A 17,205-nucleotide genomic window follows, 5' to 3' on the forward strand; every position below is an offset into this window, starting at 1 on the left:
CTCTGTGTGGAACGACGCTCGCACCACCAACCTGATCGCCAACACGCTGGCCGTGCTGGCGGTTTGCGCCATGCTCGTCGCGGGTGTGGTGTGGGTGGCGCAACGCCCGTTCTTCACGCTGCAGGCCATCGAGCTGGAATCGATGCCGGACACCGAGCTGCACTACGTGTCCACGGGGGCGGTGCGATCTGCGATCGCGGGCCGCTTCAAGGGCAATTTCTTCACGGTGGACCTGGACGAAGCGCGCGAGATCTTCGAATCGGTGCCGTGGGTCCGGCACGCCACCGTGCGGCGGATCTGGCCCAATGTGTTGCGCGTGCGGATCGAGGAACAGCAGCCCCTGGCGTTGTGGAACGAGAACCAGATGATCAACACCTGGGGCGAGGCGTTCACGGCCAACACGGGCGAGGTGGACGACGAGACCGTTCTGCCGCAGTTCTCCGGTCCGGAAGGCACCGAGTCGCTGGTCGTGCAGCGCTACGCCGAATTGGCGCGCTGGTTCGCCCCGCTGGACATGCACGTCACGCAGCTGGACCTGAGTCCGCGCTACGCCTGGCGGGTGGTGCTGTCCAACGGCATGTCGCTGGACCTGGGCCGCGATCCGGGCGCCGATGCGCCGGATCCGCATGGCCTGCCCGGCGCTCTGCCGTTCGCGGCCCGCATTCAACGTTTTGTGCAGGCGTGGCCCGCCGTGGCGGGGCGCCTGGAAGGGCGCACCGTGACGCAGGCCGATTTGCGCTATCCCAATGGTTTCGCCCTGGCGCTGGCCCCGTTGCCGCCGTCGGAAACCAAATCCAAATCCATACCGAAACCTCCCAAGAAACGCTAACGCCATGACCCGTGACATCAAGGACCTTATCGTCGCCCTCGATATCGGCACCAGCAAGGTGGTGGCTGTGGTGGCTGAAATTTTGCCTGAAGGGCGATTCGAAGTGCTGGGCCTCGGCCAGCACGAATCGCGCGGCATGCGCAAGGGCGTGGTCGTCAATATCGAGACCACTGTGAATTCCATTCAGCGCGCGCTTGAAGAAGCCGAGCTGATGGCAGATTGCAAGATTCGCGACGTCTACACCGGCATTGCCGGCAGCCATATCCGCAGCTTCAATTCCAGCGGCATGGTCGCCGTGAAGGACAAGGAAGTCACCGCCACCGACGTTGCCCGCGTCATCGAGACCGCCAAGGCGGTGAACATCCCGACCGACCAGCAGGTGCTGCACGTGTTGACGCAGGAGTTCATCGTCGACGGCCAGGAAGACATCCGCGAGCCCATCGGCATGAGCGGCCTGCGCCTGGAAGTGCGCGTGCACATCGTGACCGGCGCGGTCAGCGCCGCCCAGAACATCGTGAAGTGCGTGCGCCGCTGCGGCCTGGAAGTGCAGGACCTGATCCTGCAGCCACTGGCCTCGAGCCTGGCCGTGCTGACCGCCGATGAAAAGGAACTCGGCGTCGTGCTGGTCGACATCGGCGGCGGCACCACCGACGTGGCCATCTTCACCGGCGGCGCGATCCGCCACACCGCCGTGCTGCCCATCGCCGGCGACCAGATCACCAACGACATCGCCGCGATGCTGCGCACGCCGACGCCCGATGCCGAGGAAATCAAGCTGCGCTACGGCGTGGCCAAGCAGGTGCTGGCCAGCCCCGACGAATCCGTGGAAGTGCCCGGCCTGGGCGACCGCGGCCCGCGCCAGGTCAAGCGCCAGGCGCTGGGCGCCGTGATCGAGCCGCGCGTCGAAGAACTGTTCACGCTGGTGCAGCAGGTCGTGCGCGACTCCGGCTACGAGGACCTGCTGGCTTCCGGCGTGGTCCTGACCGGCGGTTCGGCGCAACTGCCCGGCATGATCGAACTGGCGGAGGACGTGTTCCTCAAGCCGGTGCGCGTGGCTGTGCCCGAATACGAAGGCAGCCTGGCCGACGTGATGCGCAATCCGCGCTTCTCGACGGTGATGGGCTTGTTGCAGGAAGCAAGAATGCAGCGCGTGCGCGGCCGCAAGGTCGCCGCCCAGACAGGCAACTTCAAGAGCCTGCTGGCGCGCATGAAGGAATGGTTCATGAACTGAGTTGTAAAGGGCAGGTTGGGGCCTGTCCTTGGTGCGGTTCGTAGCGGTATTGCGGACCGGGCCAGAAGAGGGGAGGCGCTTCAAACCCGTTGCGGGCCCGTCCGGCGACGAGTTTGAGGCGATTCACAAAACATAGGTTGGTTGGGGAATTTTTGTGATTTGCGAAATCGGACTTGTGAGGGAGTCATCATGATGAACTTTGAGATGCTTGAGAACAACACCAAAGGGACCGTTATCAAGGTCGTTGGTGTGGGCGGTGCGGGCGGCAATGCCGTGGCGCACATGATTCGCAGCGGTGTGCACGGCGTGGATTTCATCTGCGCCAACACCGATGCGCAGGCACTGGCGGCGACCAACGCCCCGGTGCAGATCCGTCTGGGCCGCACCGGCCTGGGCGCGGGCGCCAAGCCCGAGCAGGGACGCGCGTCGGCTGAGACCGCGCGCGAGGAGATCCGTGCCGCGCTGAACGGCGCGCACATGGTCTTCATCACCGCCGGCATGGGCGGTGGCACCGGCACCGGCGCAGGTCCGGTCGTGGCCGAAGTCGCCAAGGAACTGGGCATCCTGACCGTGGGCGTGGTCACCAAGCCTTTCACCTTCGAAGGCAACAAGCGCCTGAAGATGGCCGAGGACGGTATCTCGGAACTGGCCAAGCACGTGCATTCGCTCATCGTGGTGCTCAACGAGAACCTCTATGAACTGATGGACGAGGACGCGACGCAGGAAGACTGCTTCCGTTCGGCCGACGACATCCTGCACAACGCTTGCGCGGGCATCGCCGAAATCATCAACGTCGAAGGCAACGTCAACGTCGACTTCGAAGACGTCAAGACGATCATGGGCGAGCAGGGCCAGGCCATGATGGGCACGGCATCGGCTTCGGGCGCAGACCGCGCCCGCGTGGCTGCCGAGCACGCGATTGCTTGCCCGCTGCTGGAAGGCGTGGACCTGAACGGCGCTCGCGGCGTGCTGGTCAACATCACCGCCAGCCGCTCGCTGAAGATGCGCGAAACGCGCGAAATCATGGAAACGATCCGCAGCTACGCTTCGGACGACGCGACCGTGATCTTCGGCACCGCCTATGACGAGTCCATGGGTGAAAACCTGCGCGTGACCGTGGTTGCGACCGGCCTGGGCCGTGCGCAAGCGCGTCCGCAGCTGGTGCAGAACACCGCTGAAGTGCTGCGTACCGGCACCGACAACATGCCCATGGGCGCGATGCCGGCTGGCGGTCAAGGCGATTACCGCAACCTGGACATGCCGTCTGTCATGCGCAATCCGCGCAGCCAGGCGTCGGCCCAGGTGCGTGCTCTGGAAAGCTCGGGCATGGATCATTTCGACATCCCGGCATTCCTGCGCAAGCAGGCGGATTGAACTTGAGAGCCCGTTTCGGGCTCTAAACGCACTCCCTCATCTCCGGCTTGCCTGTCCCCACAGGCAGGCCGGAGGCGGAGCGGTCCGTGTTTCCCTTGCACGGTTTCAATAAGGGACGGAGGTATCGGTCGGTCCGGACGCCAAATGGCGCCAGGGATCGGACAGAGTTACAATACGTCAGTTACGCCGGCAATCTGCTCGTCTTCTTGCCGGCTTCCTGGCTCAAAACACCCAAGTCTCATGTTCCGACAGCGCAGCATTCAAAATCTCGTCCGCACGACAGGCGTCGGCGTCCACTCCGGACGGCGGGTCGAGCTCACCTTGCGCCCGGCACAACCGAATACGGGCATCGTTTTCCACCGCGTCGACCTGCCGCAGGTCGTGGACCTGCCCGCGCAGGCCACGGGCGTGGGCGACACGCGCATGGCATCGGTGCTGCAGCAAGGCAATGTCCGCGTGTCGACGGTGGAACACCTGATGTCGGCGCTGGCCGGCTTGGGCATCGACAACCTGCATATCGACCTCACTGCCGAAGAAGTCCCCATCATGGACGGCAGTGCGGCCACGTTTGTCTACCTGCTGCGCTCGGCAGGCATCGTCGAACAGAACGCGCCCAAGCAATTCATCCGCGTCCTGAAGCCGGTGGAAGTGCGCGAAGGCGAAGGCCGCAACGAGAAGTGGGCCCGGCTGGAACCGCACGAAGGCTATGCGCTGGCGTTTTCGATTGATTTCCGCCACCCCGCCATCGACTCCACGGCCAATTTCGCCGAGATCGATTTCGCCACGCATTCGTACGTGCGTGAAATCGCCCGCGCGCGCACCTTCGGTTTCGTCAACGAAGTCGAGGCCTTGCGCTCCATGGGCCTGGCCCGCGGCGGCAGCCTGGACAACGCCATCGTCATGGACGAGTACCGCGTGCTCAACAGCGACGGTCTGCGCTACGACGACGAATTTGTAAAACACAAGATCCTGGACGCCATCGGCGACCTGTATCTGCTGGGCAAGCCCCTGGTGGCGCGCTATGTCGCGTGCAAGTCGGGCCACGGCCTGAACAACCAGCTGGCCCGCGCGCTGCTGGAGCAGCGCGATGCCTGGGAACTGATCACCTACGAATCGCAGGCGGAGGCGCCGCAGGCGTTCCGCCACGAGTGGAAGCTGGCCTGAGCGGCAAGGCCAGGCCCATCCCCAACCCCCTGACGCGGGCCCCCTGAGGGGGCGGCGCTGGCGGACCGGCAAAGCCGGCTCCGCGGCGCCCGCGCTATCATCTTGCGCGGCGGGGTTCTTGCTTGATTCCTGATCGTTCGCGGTAATTCCCCGGTGCGGTTCCCGACGGATGGCTGCGGTCGTCATCCCCTAGCGCTTAAGGCGCAAACCGGCGGCAAACCATAGTATCGATCCGTCCGAGAACTTGGTTTCGCTTCGTTTCCGGGTGCGCCGGATCAAGGACAACCCTGCCGGCTTCAGCTACTCTTGTGATGCTTCAAGAGCTTGGCGACCGCGTCGGCCAGAGGACCGGGCCGCAGGTTGCCGTGCAGTGTCTCGAACGCGCCCAGGGCGGTATTGCCCAGCGGTTGCGCCTCTTTGGGAGGGCGCGGTTGACGGGCGCCGGGCTTGGGCAAACCCGCTTGTACCTTGACGGCGATTTCGTTAAGGTTCCAGCCTTGGTCTGCCAGGGACCGCGCGATGCGCGGTGCCAATTGACGCATCTTGGCCGCATGCGCGGCACTCGGCACCACCAGGTGGAGGCACTGGTTTTCCAGCTTGCCCACCTGGCATACGGCGCCCAGCGGGGCGGGCAGAACCGCCGCCACCGCGTACTGAATTTGCAGGTGCTTGCGGGCGGTCGCCAGAACTCCGGCGCCCCGCATGTCATGACCCAGCCATCCCAGGGCGGTATCTTCTTTCCGCCGGCTGGAACTGGAACGTTGACGGTATGAAGTGGGTCTATTCATCCCGGCTCTAAGAATTAGGAAGCAAACCTTGAAAATCGTGATTATGCACGCCCGCGACGGGCAGGACGGGCATTTCACCCTGGGCGGCGCGCGCCTCGCGCTGTTTCTGGGGGGCGCCTTGATCACGGCCGCCATCTTTGGCGCCGCATTACAACGATACCTTACTCCGATCCTGCCGGCCGTACATGCCGTGGGCTGGCCCCTGGCGGGCCAACCCGGGCGCGATGCCGATTTCCTGCGGGGCAACATGAATCTGCTGGCCGCCAAGGTCGGTGCGTTGCAGGCCAAGCTGGTGAGCATCGACGGCTTGGGTCAGCGCGTGGCCAAGGTGGCCGGCGTGGCCTATACCGACCCCGAATTGGCCAAGCAGCTGGCCGTGGCGCAACCCGAGGCGCTGACCCAGCCCGAAGCCACCCAGGTCATGGACGATCTGTTCACCGACCACCCGCCGCCCAGCGCGGCCTCGGCCGAGGCGCTGGGCCGCCAGCTCGACGAGATCCAGGCCAGGCTGGCCCAGCAGTCCGACAATCTGAAACTGCTGGACGCGGCGCTGACCAAGCGGTCGGCGGACCAGGCGCGCATGCCGACCGCGATGCCGATCACCGATTATCCCTACCTCAGTTCGTCGTATGGCTGGCGCCGCAACCCCGTGACCGGCCGCAGCGCCATGCACGAAGGCCTGGATTTCGCCGCGCCTCCGGGTACGCCCATCCTGGCGGCCTCGGGTGGCGTGGTGCTGGAGTCCAAGTTCCAGCCGGGCTACGGCAACATGGTCGAGATCGATCATGGCGACGGCCTGATCACCCGCTACGCCCACGCTTCCTCCCTGATGGTGAAGCAGGGGCAGCTCGTCGAACGCGGCCAGCAAGTGGCCCGCGTGGGCAGCTCCGGCCGTTCCACGGGGCCGCATTTGCACTTCGAAGTCCGTCTGGCGGGACAGCCGCTGGACCCGCGCCTGTTCCTGGGGCCGCACCAGACCGCACCGCCTTCCACGGTGGCCCACGCCGCCCAGTGAACCTGGGCGGCCCGCGCCGGTCAAACCGGCCGGCAGCGCTACCCTGTCCATAGGTTCAGGCTATTGCGCTCCATGTGCGTTAAACTGGTTCGTTTTCCAGCGGACCCCCGCTCAACCAATAACATCAAGTCACGGGTGACGCTGCTCCGGCCTTTCGTGGGCGCGGCGTGGCTCGTGCGGCCGACATACGCATGGTTTCTCTGCTCAAAAAACTCATAGGCAGCCGCAACGACCGGCTGCTTAAGCAGTATCGCAAGCTGGTAACCCAGATCAATGGGCTCGAACCCAAGATCTCCGCGCTTTCCGACGCGGAGCTGGCGGCCAAAACCGAGGAATTCCGGTCCCGTCACGCCCAGGGTACGTCCCTGGACGATCTGCTGCCCGAAGCCTTCGCGGTTGTTCGCGAAGCCGGCAAGCGGGTGTTCGGCATGCGCCACTTCGACGTGCAGATGCTGGGCGGCATCGCCCTGCACAGCGGCAAGATCGCCGAAATGCGCACGGGCGAAGGCAAGACCCTGATGGCAACGCTGCCGGTCTACCTGAACGCGATCGCCGGCAAGGGCGTGCACGTGGTCACGGTGAACGACTACCTGGCGCGCCGCGACGCCGAATGGATGGGGCGCCTGTACCACTTCCTGGGCCTGAGCACGGGCGTGGTGGTGCCGCAGCAGCCCAACGAGGAAAAGAAGGCGGCCTACCAGGCCGACATCACCTACGGCACCAATAACGAATTCGGCTTCGACTACCTGCGCGACAACATGGAATACCGTGTTGAAGACCGTCGCCAGCGCGGCCTGTTCTACGCCATCGTCGACGAAGTGGACTCGATCCTGATCGACGAAGCCCGTACCCCGCTGATCATCTCCGGCCAGGCCGAAGACCATACCGAACTCTACGTCCGCATGAACGCGGTGCCGCCGCTGCTCAAGCGCATGGCGCATGAGCCGAAGCCGCAGGAGCCGGAACCCGAAGGCGACTACTGGGTCGACGAAAAGAGCCAGCAGGTCTACCTGTCCGAAGCCGGGCACGAAAACGCCGAAGGCATCCTGTCGCGCCTGGGCATCCTGCCGGAAGGCGAATCGCTGTACGACCCGCGCCATATCGCGCTGATGCACCACCTGATGGTGGCGCTGCGCGCCAACACGCTGTTCTTCCGCGACCAGCAGTACGTGGTGCAGGACGGCGAAGTGGTCATCGTCGACGAATTCACCGGCCGCCTGATGGTGGGCCGCCGCTGGTCCGACGGCCTGCACCAGGCGGTCGAGGCCAAGGAAGGCGTGAAGATCCAGCACGAGAACCAGACGCTGGCGTCGATCACGTTCCAGAATTACTTCCGCATGTACGAAAAGCTGTCCGGCATGACCGGCACGGCCGACACGGAAGCCTACGAATTCCAGGAAATCTACGGGCTCGAAACGGTCATCATCCCGACCAACAAGCCCATGGTCCGCAAGGACCAGAACGACCAGGTCTTCAAGACCGACGGCGAAAAGTACAACGCCATCCTCGAAGACATCCGCGACTGCCACGAACGCGGCCAGCCGGTGCTGGTGGGTACCACCAGCATCGAGAACTCCGAGCTGCTGTCGGGCCTGCTGAAGAAAGCCAAGCTGCCGCACGAAGTGCTGAACGCCAAGCAGCACGCCCGTGAAGCCGAGATCGTCGCCGAGGCCGGCAAGCCTGGCCACATCACCATCGCCACCAACATGGCGGGCCGCGGCACCGACATCGTGCTGGGCGGCAGCGTCGACAAGCAGGTCGACCTGATCCGCGCCGACGAATCGCTGTCCGATGCCGAAAAGAACGCCCGCATCGAGAAGGTGCGTGCCGAATGGAAGCCGCTGAACGAGCAGGTCAAGGCCGCTGGCGGCCTGCGCATCATCGGCACCGAACGCCACGAATCGCGCCGTATCGACAACCAGTTGCGCGGCCGTGCGGGCCGCCAGGGCGATCCGGGCTCGTCGCGCTTCTACCTGTCGCTGGAAGACTCGCTGATGCGCATCTTCGCGGGCGACCGCGTGCGCGCCATCATGGAACGCCTGAAGCTGCCCGAGGGCGAACCCATCGAGGCCGGCATGGTGACGCGTTCGATCGAGACTGCGCAGCGCAAGGTGGAAGGCCGCAACTTCGACATCCGCAAGCAATTGCTGGAGTACGACGACGTCGCCAACGACCAGCGCAAGGTGCTGTACTCGCAGCGCAATGACGTGCTGGAAGCGGCCAGCGTGGGCGCCACCGTGCAGAACCTGCGCGACGCCGCCGTGACCGACATGTTCAACACTTACGTGCCGCCGGAATCGGTGGAAGAACAGTGGGACGTGCCGGCGCTGCAGAAGGCGCTGGAGGCCGACTGGCATCTGCAGCTGCCGCTGACGGAAATGCTGGAAAAGGAAACCAACCTGACCGACGACGACCTGCGCGAACGCGTGGTGAACGCCGCGCGTGATTCCTACCAGGCCAAGGTCGACCAGGTGGGTACGGAATCGTGGTCGCAGTTCGAGCGTTCGATCATGCTGCAGGCGATCGACACGCACTGGCGCGAACATCTGTCGGCGCTGGACTACCTGCGCCAGGGCATCCATCTGCGCGGCTATGCGCAGAAGAACCCCAAGCAGGAATACAAGCGCGAAGCCTTCGAGCTGTTCTCGGGCATGCTGGATCGCATCCGCGACGACGTGGTCCGGGTGCTGATGACGGTGCGCGTGCAGTCGCAGGAGCAGGTCGAACAGGCCGAAGCCGAAGCGGCGCAGCCGCACGTGCAGAACGTGCAATACCACCATTCCGACTACGACGAAGCGCTGGCCCAGTCTGAACCGGAAAGCGGTGCGCAGCCCGTGCGCAATGCCTTGCCCAAGGTCGGCCGCAACGACCCGTGCCCTTGCGGCAGCGGCAAGAAGTACAAGCAGTGCCACGGCAAGCTCGTCTGATCCAGGAGCCATGATGCTGCATTCCGTCGGCCGCACAGAATTCGACCATGCCGTGGTTATGGTGCGCGACCGGCTGGATGCGCTGGCCCCGCATTTCGAACGCCAGGGTTTTCATCTGAGCGACAAGGCGGTGCACAACCTGGGGTCGTGCAACCGCCTGATCGTGCTGGAAGGCACGTACGTCGAATTGCTGGGCTGGCCGCCCGGCGCGCCGCCGGCGCGCAAGGAAATCGCTGATTCCCCGTTCGGGCTGGAGGCGCTGGTGTTCCGCACCCATGACGCCGAAGCCACCCGCGAGCGCCTGCTGGCGGCAGGTTTTGCCGTCAATCCCGTCCAGGAACTGAGCCGTCCCGCCATGCTGGACGGCCAGGAAGTCCAGGCCCGTTTCCACACCGTGCGTTTCGCCGAGCAGCCCTTGCCCGGCATCCGCATGTATTTCTGTCGCCATCTGACGCCCGAATGCGTGTGGTCGCCCGAACTCATGGCGCACCCCAACGGCGCGCGCAGCTTGCTGCGCATCGATGCCCGCGCGCCCGATGCCCGCGCGGTTGCCGAGCGCCTGGCGCTGGTGGCCGGCGTGCAGGCCGAAGCCGCCAGCGGTGGCTGGGATGTGCCGCTGGCCAACCTGCGCATCCATGTGAGCCAGGATGCCGCAGCGGCGGGGCCTACGTTGTCGACGCTGACTCTGGAAAACAAGGACGGCGCGCATTACACGCTGGATACCGGCCTGTAAGCGCCAGGCGGCAGATGCCGCTGACAAGGACAAAATCGCCCGCAACGTCCGCATTGCGGGCTTTTTTTGTCCTGAAAGGCATGGTGAGCGCGGCTGGCAAGAGCCCGCTTCCGGGGAAACCCGGGGTTGTTGGGTAAAGTGTATGCACTTTAGTATGCAGTTCATTCCCGACGATCCAACCGACCAGGTGATCCGGCATGACGCAACCCTCAGTCGCAATCCGGCCTGCAGCGCGCACCAAGGAAGCACAGGCCGAGCTGTATGGCGCGGTCAAGGCGATGGCCGTGCGCTTCGAATTCAAGCCAGGTGAGCGCATCAACGAGGTCGAGCTGGCCCGCAGGCTGAACGTCAGCCGCACGCCGCTGCGCGAGGTGCTGAACCAGCTGATGGTCGAAGGTTTCCTGACCCGCTCGGTCAACCGGGGCTTCATCGCCCGCCTGCTCGACGCCAAGCAGATCCACAGCCTTTACGAATACCGCGCAGTGTTGGAGGCGGGCATCGTGCGCGCGGCCTGCGAGCGCGCCACCGACCAGGAGCTGGCAAGCCTGCGGGAATTCGTCGAGCGTTCGCGCGACGTGCCCGAGGACAGCGACGCCACCCGCCTGCTGGAACTCGATGAGGCCTTTCACCTGACGCTGGCGCGCTATTCGCGCAACGAGGAGTTCGTGCGCGCGCTGGAAAGCGTCAACGCCCGCATCCATTTCGTGCGCTGGATCGACATGCTGCAAGGGCGCCGCAGTCATACCCAGGGCGAGCATCTGCGCATCGTCGAGGCGCTGGAGCGGCGTGACATCGACACTTTGCCGGGACTGATGAGCGCGCATATCGGCCGCCGCCTGGACCAGATCACCGACGTCATACGTACGGGTTTTTCCACGATTTACATGCGGGACCAGGCCGAACCCGCCACGGCAGCGCCGGCCAACACCATACAAGCAGGGGAAAAGCTATGAATCACGGGATAAAGCGCGGACTGGCTGCGCTATGCATGCTGTCCGCCACGGCGGGAGCCTTCGTTGCCGCGCCGGCCGCCGCCGAAGAACGGCCGCTGGTGCTGGTCGTGCCGTATCCGCCCGGAGGCAGCACCGACATCCTGGCGCGCATCCTGCAGCCACGCCTGTCTCAGCAATTGGGCGGCCGCGCGGTCGTGGTCGAGAACCGGCCGGGGGCGGCCAGCCAGATCGCCACGGCTTTTGTGGCGCGCGCCGAACCCGACGGCAACACGCTGCTGGTCAGCTTCGACAACCACGGCATCAACCCCGCCGTGAAGCCCAAGCTGCCCTACGACACGTTCAAGGACTTCGTCGCCATTTCGCAGACGGTGCGTTTCCCGCTGGTGCTGGGCGCCAATCCCAGCGTGCCGGGGGACAACCTGAAGGAGTTCCTGGCCGCGGCCGCCAAGCAGCCGCCCAACAAGTTCAACTACGCATCCACCGGCGTGGGTTCGCTGAACCATCTGGCGCCCGAAGAGCTCAAGCGCCTGTCGAAGGTGGAGTTGCTGCACGTGCCGTACGGCGGCGGCGGACCGGCCATCCAGGCGGTGGTGGGCGGCCAGGCCAGCATGACCTGGCTGAGCTTCGCGGCCCTGCGCGGCCAGATCCAGGCCGGCAAGATCAAGCCGCTGGCGGTGGCGGGCGACAAGCGCCTGCCGGATCTGCCCAACGTGCCGACCGTGGCGGAATCCGGCTTCCCCGGCTTTGTCGCCTATTCCTGGAGCGGCATGTTCGCGCCCAAGGGCACGCCGGAAGCGACCGTCAAAAAGCTGACGGCCGACTTCAAGGCCGTACTGGCCGACCCGGAAATCCGCAAGAAAGTGACCGACGCGGGCTTTGAGATCGTGGCCTCCGACGGCCCGGCGCTGGATGCCTACGTGAAGTCGGAATACGACCGGTGGAGCGCCTTCATCAAGAGCAGCAACATCAATCTGGACAACTGAACGGCTCGCGGCCTGGCGCTGAGGCGCCCGGCCGCGACGCGTGCAACACAAGTGGAGATGACATGGAAAACATGACCGGCGCCGAAGCCATGGTGCGCATGCTGCAGCACAACGGCGTCAAGCACATATTCGGCCTGTGCGGCGACACCAGCCTGCCGTTCTACGACGCGCTGTACCGTCTGGACCACGGCATGCAGCACATCCTGACGCGCGACGAGCGCAGCGCCGGCTACATGGCGGATGCCTATGCCCGCGTGACCGGCAAGGTCGGCGTGTGCGAAGGCCCCAGCGGCGGCGGCGCGACCTATCTGCTGCCCGGGCTGGTGGAGGCCAACGAATCGTCCATTCCGGTCCTTGGCATCACCTCGGACGTGGCGGTGGGCTCGCGCGGCAAGTACCCGCTGACCGAGCTGGACCAGGAAGCCTTGTACCGTCCACTGACCAAGTGGAACCGTACCATCGACCGCGCGGACCAGATTCCCGGCATGGTGCGCGCGGCCTTCCGCGCCATGACCACCGGCAAGCCTGGCGCGGCCCATCTGTGCTTTCCGTACGACGTGATGAAGCAGCAGGTGGACGCGTCCGATGTCTGGGCCCAGCCCGAGCACGGGCGTTTCCCGTCCATGCGCTACGCGCCGGATCCCCTGGACGTCGCGCGCGCCGCGCAGCGGCTGGTCAGCGCGCGGGCGCCGGTGATCATCTGCGGCGGCGGCGTGGTCATCGCCGGCGCCAGCGGCGCCTTGCAGGAGCTGGCTGAATCGCTCAAGGCCGCGGTCTGCGTGACCGTGAGCGGGCAGGGTAGCCTGGCCGACACCCATCCCCTGAATGCGGGCGTGGTCGGCTCCAACGGCGGCGTGATGGCGACGCGCGACGTGGTGGCCGCGGCCGACGTGGTGCTGTTCGTCGGCTGCCGCGCGGGCTCCACCTCGACCGAGCACTGGCGCTTCCCCAACCGCGACGTGCCCATCCTGCACATCGACATCGATCCCATGGTGATCGGCGCCAATTACCTGACCGAGGTCGGCATGGTGGGCGACGCCAAGCTGGCGCTGGAAGCCCTGGGCGTGGAGGTGGCGGCGCGCCTGGCGCACCGTCCGTCCGACGCCGCCGACGGCGCGGTGCTGGCCGGCCGCGCCAAGGAGGCGCGCCGCGCGCAGCTGGAGCCGCTGGCCCACAGCCTGGACGCGCCCATCCGCCCCGAGCGCGTGGTGCAGTCCTTGAACCGCCTGCTGCCCGACGACGCGGTGGTCTGCGCCGACCCCGGCACGCCTTGCCCGTATTTTTCCGCCTATTACGACGTGTCGCGCCCCGGCCGGCACTTCATCACCAACCGCGCCCACGGTGCGCTGGGCTTCTCCATGTCGGCCGCCCTGGGCGCCTGGGTGGGCCGGCCGCAGTCCAAGTGCGTGTCGGTGATGGGCGACGGCAGCTTCGGCTTCACGGTGGGCGAACTGGAAACCATCGTGCGGCACAAGGCGCCGCTGCTGATGGTGGTGTTCTCGAACTCCGTCTATGGCTGGATCAAGGCCAGCCAGAAGGCGGGCTACGACAAGCGCTACTACAGCGTGGACTTCAACCGCACCGACCATGCCCGCATCGCCGAGGCTTATGGCGTGAAGGCCTGGCGAGTCGAGGATCCGTCCAAGCTGGATGCCGCCATCAAGGCCGCGATGGAGCATGACGGCCCGGCGCTGATCGACGTGGTGGCGCAGCCCTTGCAGGACGCGGCCGCGCCGGTCAGCCAGTGGATGGGTTGACGCTGTCGACCAGGTGGTTGACGCCGGTGCAGAGGTCGTCCCGGGCCACGCCGTAGATGTGCAGCGATACGGCGATGTCCGGGCCGGCATTGCCCAGGCGGTGGATCTGGCGCAGGCCTTGCGTCGCGGTGACGATGTCGCCAGGGCGGCGGATCACCGTGCCGCAGGCCTGGGCGATGGCGGATTCCTGATCCCAGCGGTAGTGGGTTTCGGTGAGTTTGCCCTGTAGCACCTGGTAGGTGCACCAGGTCTTGTGGCCATGCACCGGGCTGAACTGTCCCGGACGCCAGATAAGGTAGGCCATCGTAAAGGCGCCATGCGGGTCGGCGTAGGCGATATGGCGGGTGTAGGACTCGGCCCGTCCACCGCGGAGTTCCGCGGGCAGGTTCTGCAGCATGTCGCCGGCGTTGGCGACGCTGGCGACCAGGTCGCGCAGCAGGGCGCGCGCGGCGTTCAATTGGGCGGACTGCACCGATGCGCAGAGCGATTGCAGGTCGCCGCCGGCGAGTTGGATGGAAGACATGGCAGGCCTCCGGGCAGAGCTTCCATGGTAGGAGCTTGCGCTGGAATGCCTTTGCCAAATTCGGCGCGCCAGGGCCGCAGATTGGAAAAAAATTCCATTCCGCCCGGCAGCTGCGCGCTCCTATACTGGTTCGCGTTGGCGCAAAGCTGCGCCGGGCAGCGCAATGACAGGGGAGTCAGGCATGGATCTGGGGATCAGCGGCAAGACGGCACTGGTATTCGGCGGCAGCCGCGGCATGGGCCGGGCCTGCGCCCTGCAACTGGCGCGCGAGGGCGTGGCGGTGACGATCGCCGCACGTAACCCGGCCACGCTGGAGCAGGCCGCGGCCGAGATATCGCATGAGACCGGGATAGGAGTCGGCTGGGTGTCGGCCGACCTGACGCAGGCGCAAGGGCGGGATGCGGCCATGGCCGCCTGTCCCCATCCGGACATCCTGGTCAACAATGCGGACGGCCCGCTGCCGGGCGATTTCCGCAACTGGAGCCACGACGACTGGATCGCCGCGCTGGACAGCATGATGCTGGGGCCCATCGACATGATCCGGCGGGTCATGGACGGGATGATCGAACGGCGCTTCGGGCGCATCGTGAACATCGTCTCGCGCAGCGTGAAGGCGCCGCACGCCGAGCTGGGCCTGTCCAACGGCGCGCGTTCGGGCCTGATCGGCTTCGTCAGCGGTCTGGCGCGGCAGACCGTGCGCCACAACGTCACCATCAACAACCTGCTGCCTGGCGCCTTCGCCACGGATGCGCAGGTCAGGCACATACAAGGCATGCTGGAGCAATCCGGCGGGAAGAGCTTCGAACAGCTCTGGGACGAGCGCGGACGCGCCAACCCGGCTGGCCGCTATGGCCAGCCCGAGGAGCTGGGCGCCCTGTGCGCCTATGTCTGTTCCGCGCAGGCCGGCTACATGACCGCCCAGAACATCCTGATCGACGGCGGCGGCTACCCCGGGACCTACTGAAGTCCGGCGCCCCGGGAGGGCGCAGGCTGGACGCGGGCAGGCGGAACAGGCAACATTGGGGCCGATCCAGCCAAGGAAACCCATGGACCAGACGGACATCAAGATACTGGCCTTGCTGCAGAAGGACGCCACCTGTTCGGTCGCCGAGATTGCCGAGCAGGTGCATCTGTCCGTCACCCCTTGCTGGCGCCGCATCCAGAAGCTGAAGGATGACGGCGTCATCGCCCGCAACGCCATCTTGCTGGATCCCTGCGCGCTGGGCCTGAACCTGACGGTCTTCGTCTCCATCAAGACCAGCCAGCACAACGAGAAATGGACGCAGAGCCTGATCAATGCCGTGATGGCCTTGCCCAACGTGGTGGAGTTCCACCGCATGGCGGGCGACGTCGATTACCTGCTCAAAGTCGTGGTCGAGGACATGGCGGCCTATGACCGCTTCTACCGGCGTCTGATCGCCGCCGTGGACCTGCTGGACGTCAGCGCCAGCTTCTCGATGGAAGTCATCAAAAGCACCACGGAATTGCCGCTGGACGCGGTGTAGGCGGGCGCGCGCAATTTTTTTTCCATGACAGGGGGCGGCGGGGATGCAAATTCCATTCGGCCTGCCGGCCGGCCCCCATCACGCAATTCTTTTGCGCGGGCTACGGCGTAGGATATTCCCCACTCCCATCATGGGACAAATCGGGATATCAGAGGACCCTATGTCGTTGGCAGTACCCGCCGGCTGCGCCGGTACGGAAAATTCGCGGCGCGCGCTTTCGGTGGATGACCTGCTGGGCGGCTGGAACGGCGTCGACGACCTGTGGGTGTTCGCCTACGGCTCCCTGATATGGCATCCCGGTTTCACCTGGCGCGAACGGCGGCTGGCGACTGTGCGCGGCTATCACCGGTCCTTGTGCCTGTGGTCGCACGACCATCGCGGCTCGCCCGACAATCCTGGCCTGGTGTTTGGCCTGGACCGCGGCGGCTGCTGCCGCGGCGTCGCCTTCCAGATTGCCGCCTGCGACGTGCCTGCGGTGTTCCAGGCGCTGTGGCGCCGGGAAATGGTCACGGGCGCCTACACGCCGCGCTGGCTCACCTGCCATACCGAAGCCGCGCCGGTGCGCGGGCTGGTGTTCCTGCTGAACCGGGCCTGCCAGGAATACGCGGCCGGCCTGAGCGACGACCGTCTGCTGGCGTCGGTGCGCAATGCCGTGGGGCATTCGGGGCCGTGCCTGGACTATGTCGTGGAAACCGAGAGAGCCCTGCGCGCGCATGGCATCGACGATTGGCGCCTGGGCGATCTGGTGCGCAGGCTGGGGCAGGTCTTCTGAGGCCTGGGGTGCGTCAGAAGTGCCAGCGGCCGAACATGAACAGCACGTTGCCCGCGCCAGCTGACCCCGGGATGTAGGTCGCGTAGAGCATCGTGTCCTTATAGCTGGCGCTCACCAGCGGCAGGATGCCGGGAAACGGCACATAGCTCATGATGTCGTGGCGCGCCGTCAGGAAGACGGTGTAGCCCGCGCCCAGACGGACGTTTTCACTGACGCGTCCGATCTTCAGGAAGCCGTAGCCCGCGATGGGCTCGATCTTGCTGTGCGAATCCAGGAAGGCCATGGCGTACAGGCCTTGCCAGTCGCCATCTTCGTCGTAGATGCTGCGGCCGTAGCCGCCGCCCCAGGCCAGTTCGTTGAAGCTGTCGATCTTCTCTTTGCTGTAGGTGGCCCGGTTGTGCCAGGAATAACCGGTGAAGTACAGGTCATTGCCGCCTTCGGTCCAGATCTGGTCCAGGCGGTTGCAGGCGGACTTGGCCCATGAGGGCATGCTGTCACAGGCTTGGGCGGTGGCGGCGAAGGTGGCGAGCAGCAGGCAAAGGATTGCCGCCCGGAATCTTGCGGTCATTGTGGGCGCTGAAAAGGGGGAGATGACAATCCCATTACTGTAATGGAACAGTCGTCTTTCACCCTGTCAGCTAGCTGTCAAGC

The 17,205-nt window shown here is 65.6% G+C and carries 16 protein-coding genes; 13 read left to right on the top strand and 3 right to left on the bottom strand.

All coding sequences use genetic code 11. The annotated features are described in order from the left end of the window. The first annotated feature begins 4 nt into the window (after window positions 1-4). From IB259_RS16440 to lpxC, 4 genes are all read left to right on the top strand, one after another. Complete coding sequence (locus IB259_RS16440) at window positions 5-829, top strand: cell division protein FtsQ/DivIB (protein WP_054457599.1); 825 nt, start codon at window positions 5-7, stop codon at window positions 827-829. Window positions 830-833: 4 nt separating this feature from the next. Next, the gene (ftsA, locus tag IB259_RS16445) at window positions 834-2,060 is read left to right on the top strand and encodes a cell division protein FtsA (RefSeq protein ID WP_006217473.1); all 1,227 of its coding nucleotides are present in this window, start codon (window positions 834-836) and stop codon (window positions 2,058-2,060) included. A gap of 189 nt (window positions 2,061-2,249) precedes the next feature. Next, a complete protein-coding gene (gene ftsZ, locus IB259_RS16450; protein ID WP_054457598.1) occupies window positions 2,250-3,434 on the top strand; it encodes a cell division protein FtsZ in 1,185 nt (394 codons plus the stop codon). 240 nt (window positions 3,435-3,674) lie between these two features. After that, window positions 3,675-4,598: a UDP-3-O-acyl-N-acetylglucosamine deacetylase gene (lpxC, locus tag IB259_RS16455; protein WP_008160097.1), complete on the top strand. Its 924-nt coding sequence runs from the start codon at window positions 3,675-3,677 to the stop codon at window positions 4,596-4,598. A 296-nt stretch (window positions 4,599-4,894) separates the two neighbouring features. Here the strand turns inward: lpxC and IB259_RS16460 are convergent, their stop codons facing one another. Next, on the bottom strand, window positions 4,895-5,302 hold the full coding sequence (locus IB259_RS16460) for a DciA family protein (RefSeq protein WP_082401228.1): 408 nt from the start codon (window positions 5,300-5,302) through the stop codon (window positions 4,895-4,897). A gap of 127 nt (window positions 5,303-5,429) precedes the next feature. Here IB259_RS16460 and IB259_RS16465 point away from each other — a divergent pair, with 127 nt between their 5' ends. The 6 genes from IB259_RS16465 to IB259_RS16490 all read left to right on the top strand — a co-directional run bounded on the left by IB259_RS16465 (window position 5,430) and on the right by IB259_RS16490 (window position 13,754). Then, entirely contained in the window at window positions 5,430-6,401 is a 972-nt protein-coding gene (locus IB259_RS16465; RefSeq protein ID WP_054457596.1) for a M23 family metallopeptidase, read from the top strand. A 191-nt stretch (window positions 6,402-6,592) separates the two neighbouring features. Further along, on the top strand, window positions 6,593-9,328 hold the full coding sequence (secA, locus tag IB259_RS16470) for a preprotein translocase subunit SecA (protein WP_192329676.1): 2,736 nt from the start codon (window positions 6,593-6,595) through the stop codon (window positions 9,326-9,328). 13 nt (window positions 9,329-9,341) lie between these two features. Then, complete coding sequence (locus IB259_RS16475) at window positions 9,342-10,061, top strand: VOC family protein (RefSeq protein WP_054457594.1); 720 nt, start codon at window positions 9,342-9,344, stop codon at window positions 10,059-10,061. Between the two features lie 197 nt (window positions 10,062-10,258). Beyond that, window positions 10,259-11,014: a GntR family transcriptional regulator gene (locus IB259_RS16480; RefSeq protein ID WP_192329678.1), complete on the top strand. Its 756-nt coding sequence runs from the start codon at window positions 10,259-10,261 to the stop codon at window positions 11,012-11,014. After that, entirely contained in the window at window positions 11,011-11,997 is a 987-nt protein-coding gene (locus IB259_RS16485) for a tripartite tricarboxylate transporter substrate binding protein (RefSeq protein WP_175163960.1), read from the top strand. The genes IB259_RS16480 and IB259_RS16485 overlap by 4 nt, the downstream gene beginning before the upstream one ends. A 62-nt stretch (window positions 11,998-12,059) precedes the next feature. Next, the gene (locus IB259_RS16490) at window positions 12,060-13,754 is read left to right on the top strand and encodes a thiamine pyrophosphate-binding protein (protein WP_082401227.1); all 1,695 of its coding nucleotides are present in this window, start codon (window positions 12,060-12,062) and stop codon (window positions 13,752-13,754) included. Here the strand turns inward: IB259_RS16490 and IB259_RS16495 are convergent. Next, complete coding sequence (locus tag IB259_RS16495) at window positions 13,735-14,277, bottom strand: cysteine dioxygenase family protein (protein ID WP_119449376.1); 543 nt, start codon at window positions 14,275-14,277, stop codon at window positions 13,735-13,737. The two genes, IB259_RS16490 and IB259_RS16495, sit on opposite strands and share 20 nt — an antisense overlap. A 181-nt stretch (window positions 14,278-14,458) precedes the next feature. Between IB259_RS16495 and IB259_RS16500 the strand changes: the two genes are divergently transcribed. The 3 genes from IB259_RS16500 (at window position 14,459) to IB259_RS16510 (ending at window position 16,554) form a co-directional block, all read left to right on the top strand. After that, on the top strand, window positions 14,459-15,241 hold the full coding sequence (locus IB259_RS16500) for an SDR family oxidoreductase (protein WP_192329680.1): 783 nt from the start codon (window positions 14,459-14,461) through the stop codon (window positions 15,239-15,241). 82 nt (window positions 15,242-15,323) lie between these two features. Further along, entirely contained in the window at window positions 15,324-15,782 is a 459-nt protein-coding gene (locus IB259_RS16505) for an Lrp/AsnC family transcriptional regulator (RefSeq protein WP_042796425.1), read from the top strand. 160 nt (window positions 15,783-15,942) lie between these two features. Further along, window positions 15,943-16,554: a gamma-glutamylcyclotransferase gene (locus tag IB259_RS16510; RefSeq protein ID WP_054457588.1), complete on the top strand. Its 612-nt coding sequence runs from the start codon at window positions 15,943-15,945 to the stop codon at window positions 16,552-16,554. A gap of 13 nt (window positions 16,555-16,567) precedes the next feature. Here the strand turns inward: IB259_RS16510 and pagP are convergent, their stop codons facing one another. Then, entirely contained in the window at window positions 16,568-17,122 is a 555-nt protein-coding gene (pagP, locus tag IB259_RS16515; RefSeq protein ID WP_054457587.1) for a lipid IV(A) palmitoyltransferase PagP, read from the bottom strand. Between the last annotated feature and the right edge of the window lie 83 nt (window positions 17,123-17,205).

The sequence above is a fragment of the Achromobacter sp. ACM04 genome (genome assembly GCF_014851465.1).
GTDB classification, from domain to species: Bacteria; Pseudomonadota; Gammaproteobacteria; order Burkholderiales; family Burkholderiaceae_B; genus Achromobacter; species Achromobacter aegrifaciens.

Coding starts and splice junctions, on each gene's coding strand:
- ftsA (WP_006217473.1), top strand. CDS start 834: ATGACCCGTGACATCAAGGACCTTATCGTCGCCCTCGATATCGGCACC.
- ftsZ (WP_054457598.1), top strand. CDS start 2,250: ATGATGAACTTTGAGATGCTTGAGAACAACACCAAAGGGACCGTTATC.
- lpxC (WP_008160097.1), top strand. CDS start 3,675: ATGTTCCGACAGCGCAGCATTCAAAATCTCGTCCGCACGACAGGCGTC.
- IB259_RS16460 (WP_082401228.1), bottom strand. CDS start 5,302: ATGCGGGGCGCCGGAGTTCTGGCGACCGCCCGCAAGCACCTGCAAATT.
- IB259_RS16465 (WP_054457596.1), top strand. CDS start 5,430: ATGCACGCCCGCGACGGGCAGGACGGGCATTTCACCCTGGGCGGCGCG.
- secA (WP_192329676.1), top strand. CDS start 6,593: ATGGTTTCTCTGCTCAAAAAACTCATAGGCAGCCGCAACGACCGGCTG.
- IB259_RS16475 (WP_054457594.1), top strand. CDS start 9,342: ATGCTGCATTCCGTCGGCCGCACAGAATTCGACCATGCCGTGGTTATG.
- IB259_RS16480 (WP_192329678.1), top strand. CDS start 10,259: ATGACGCAACCCTCAGTCGCAATCCGGCCTGCAGCGCGCACCAAGGAA.
- IB259_RS16485 (WP_175163960.1), top strand. CDS start 11,011: ATGAATCACGGGATAAAGCGCGGACTGGCTGCGCTATGCATGCTGTCC.
- IB259_RS16490 (WP_082401227.1), top strand. CDS start 12,060: ATGGAAAACATGACCGGCGCCGAAGCCATGGTGCGCATGCTGCAGCAC.
- IB259_RS16495 (WP_119449376.1), bottom strand. CDS start 14,277: ATGTCTTCCATCCAACTCGCCGGCGGCGACCTGCAATCGCTCTGCGCA.
- IB259_RS16500 (WP_192329680.1), top strand. CDS start 14,459: ATGGATCTGGGGATCAGCGGCAAGACGGCACTGGTATTCGGCGGCAGC.
- IB259_RS16505 (WP_042796425.1), top strand. CDS start 15,324: ATGGACCAGACGGACATCAAGATACTGGCCTTGCTGCAGAAGGACGCC.
- IB259_RS16510 (WP_054457588.1), top strand. CDS start 15,943: ATGTCGTTGGCAGTACCCGCCGGCTGCGCCGGTACGGAAAATTCGCGG.
- pagP (WP_054457587.1), bottom strand. CDS start 17,122: ATGACCGCAAGATTCCGGGCGGCAATCCTTTGCCTGCTGCTCGCCACC.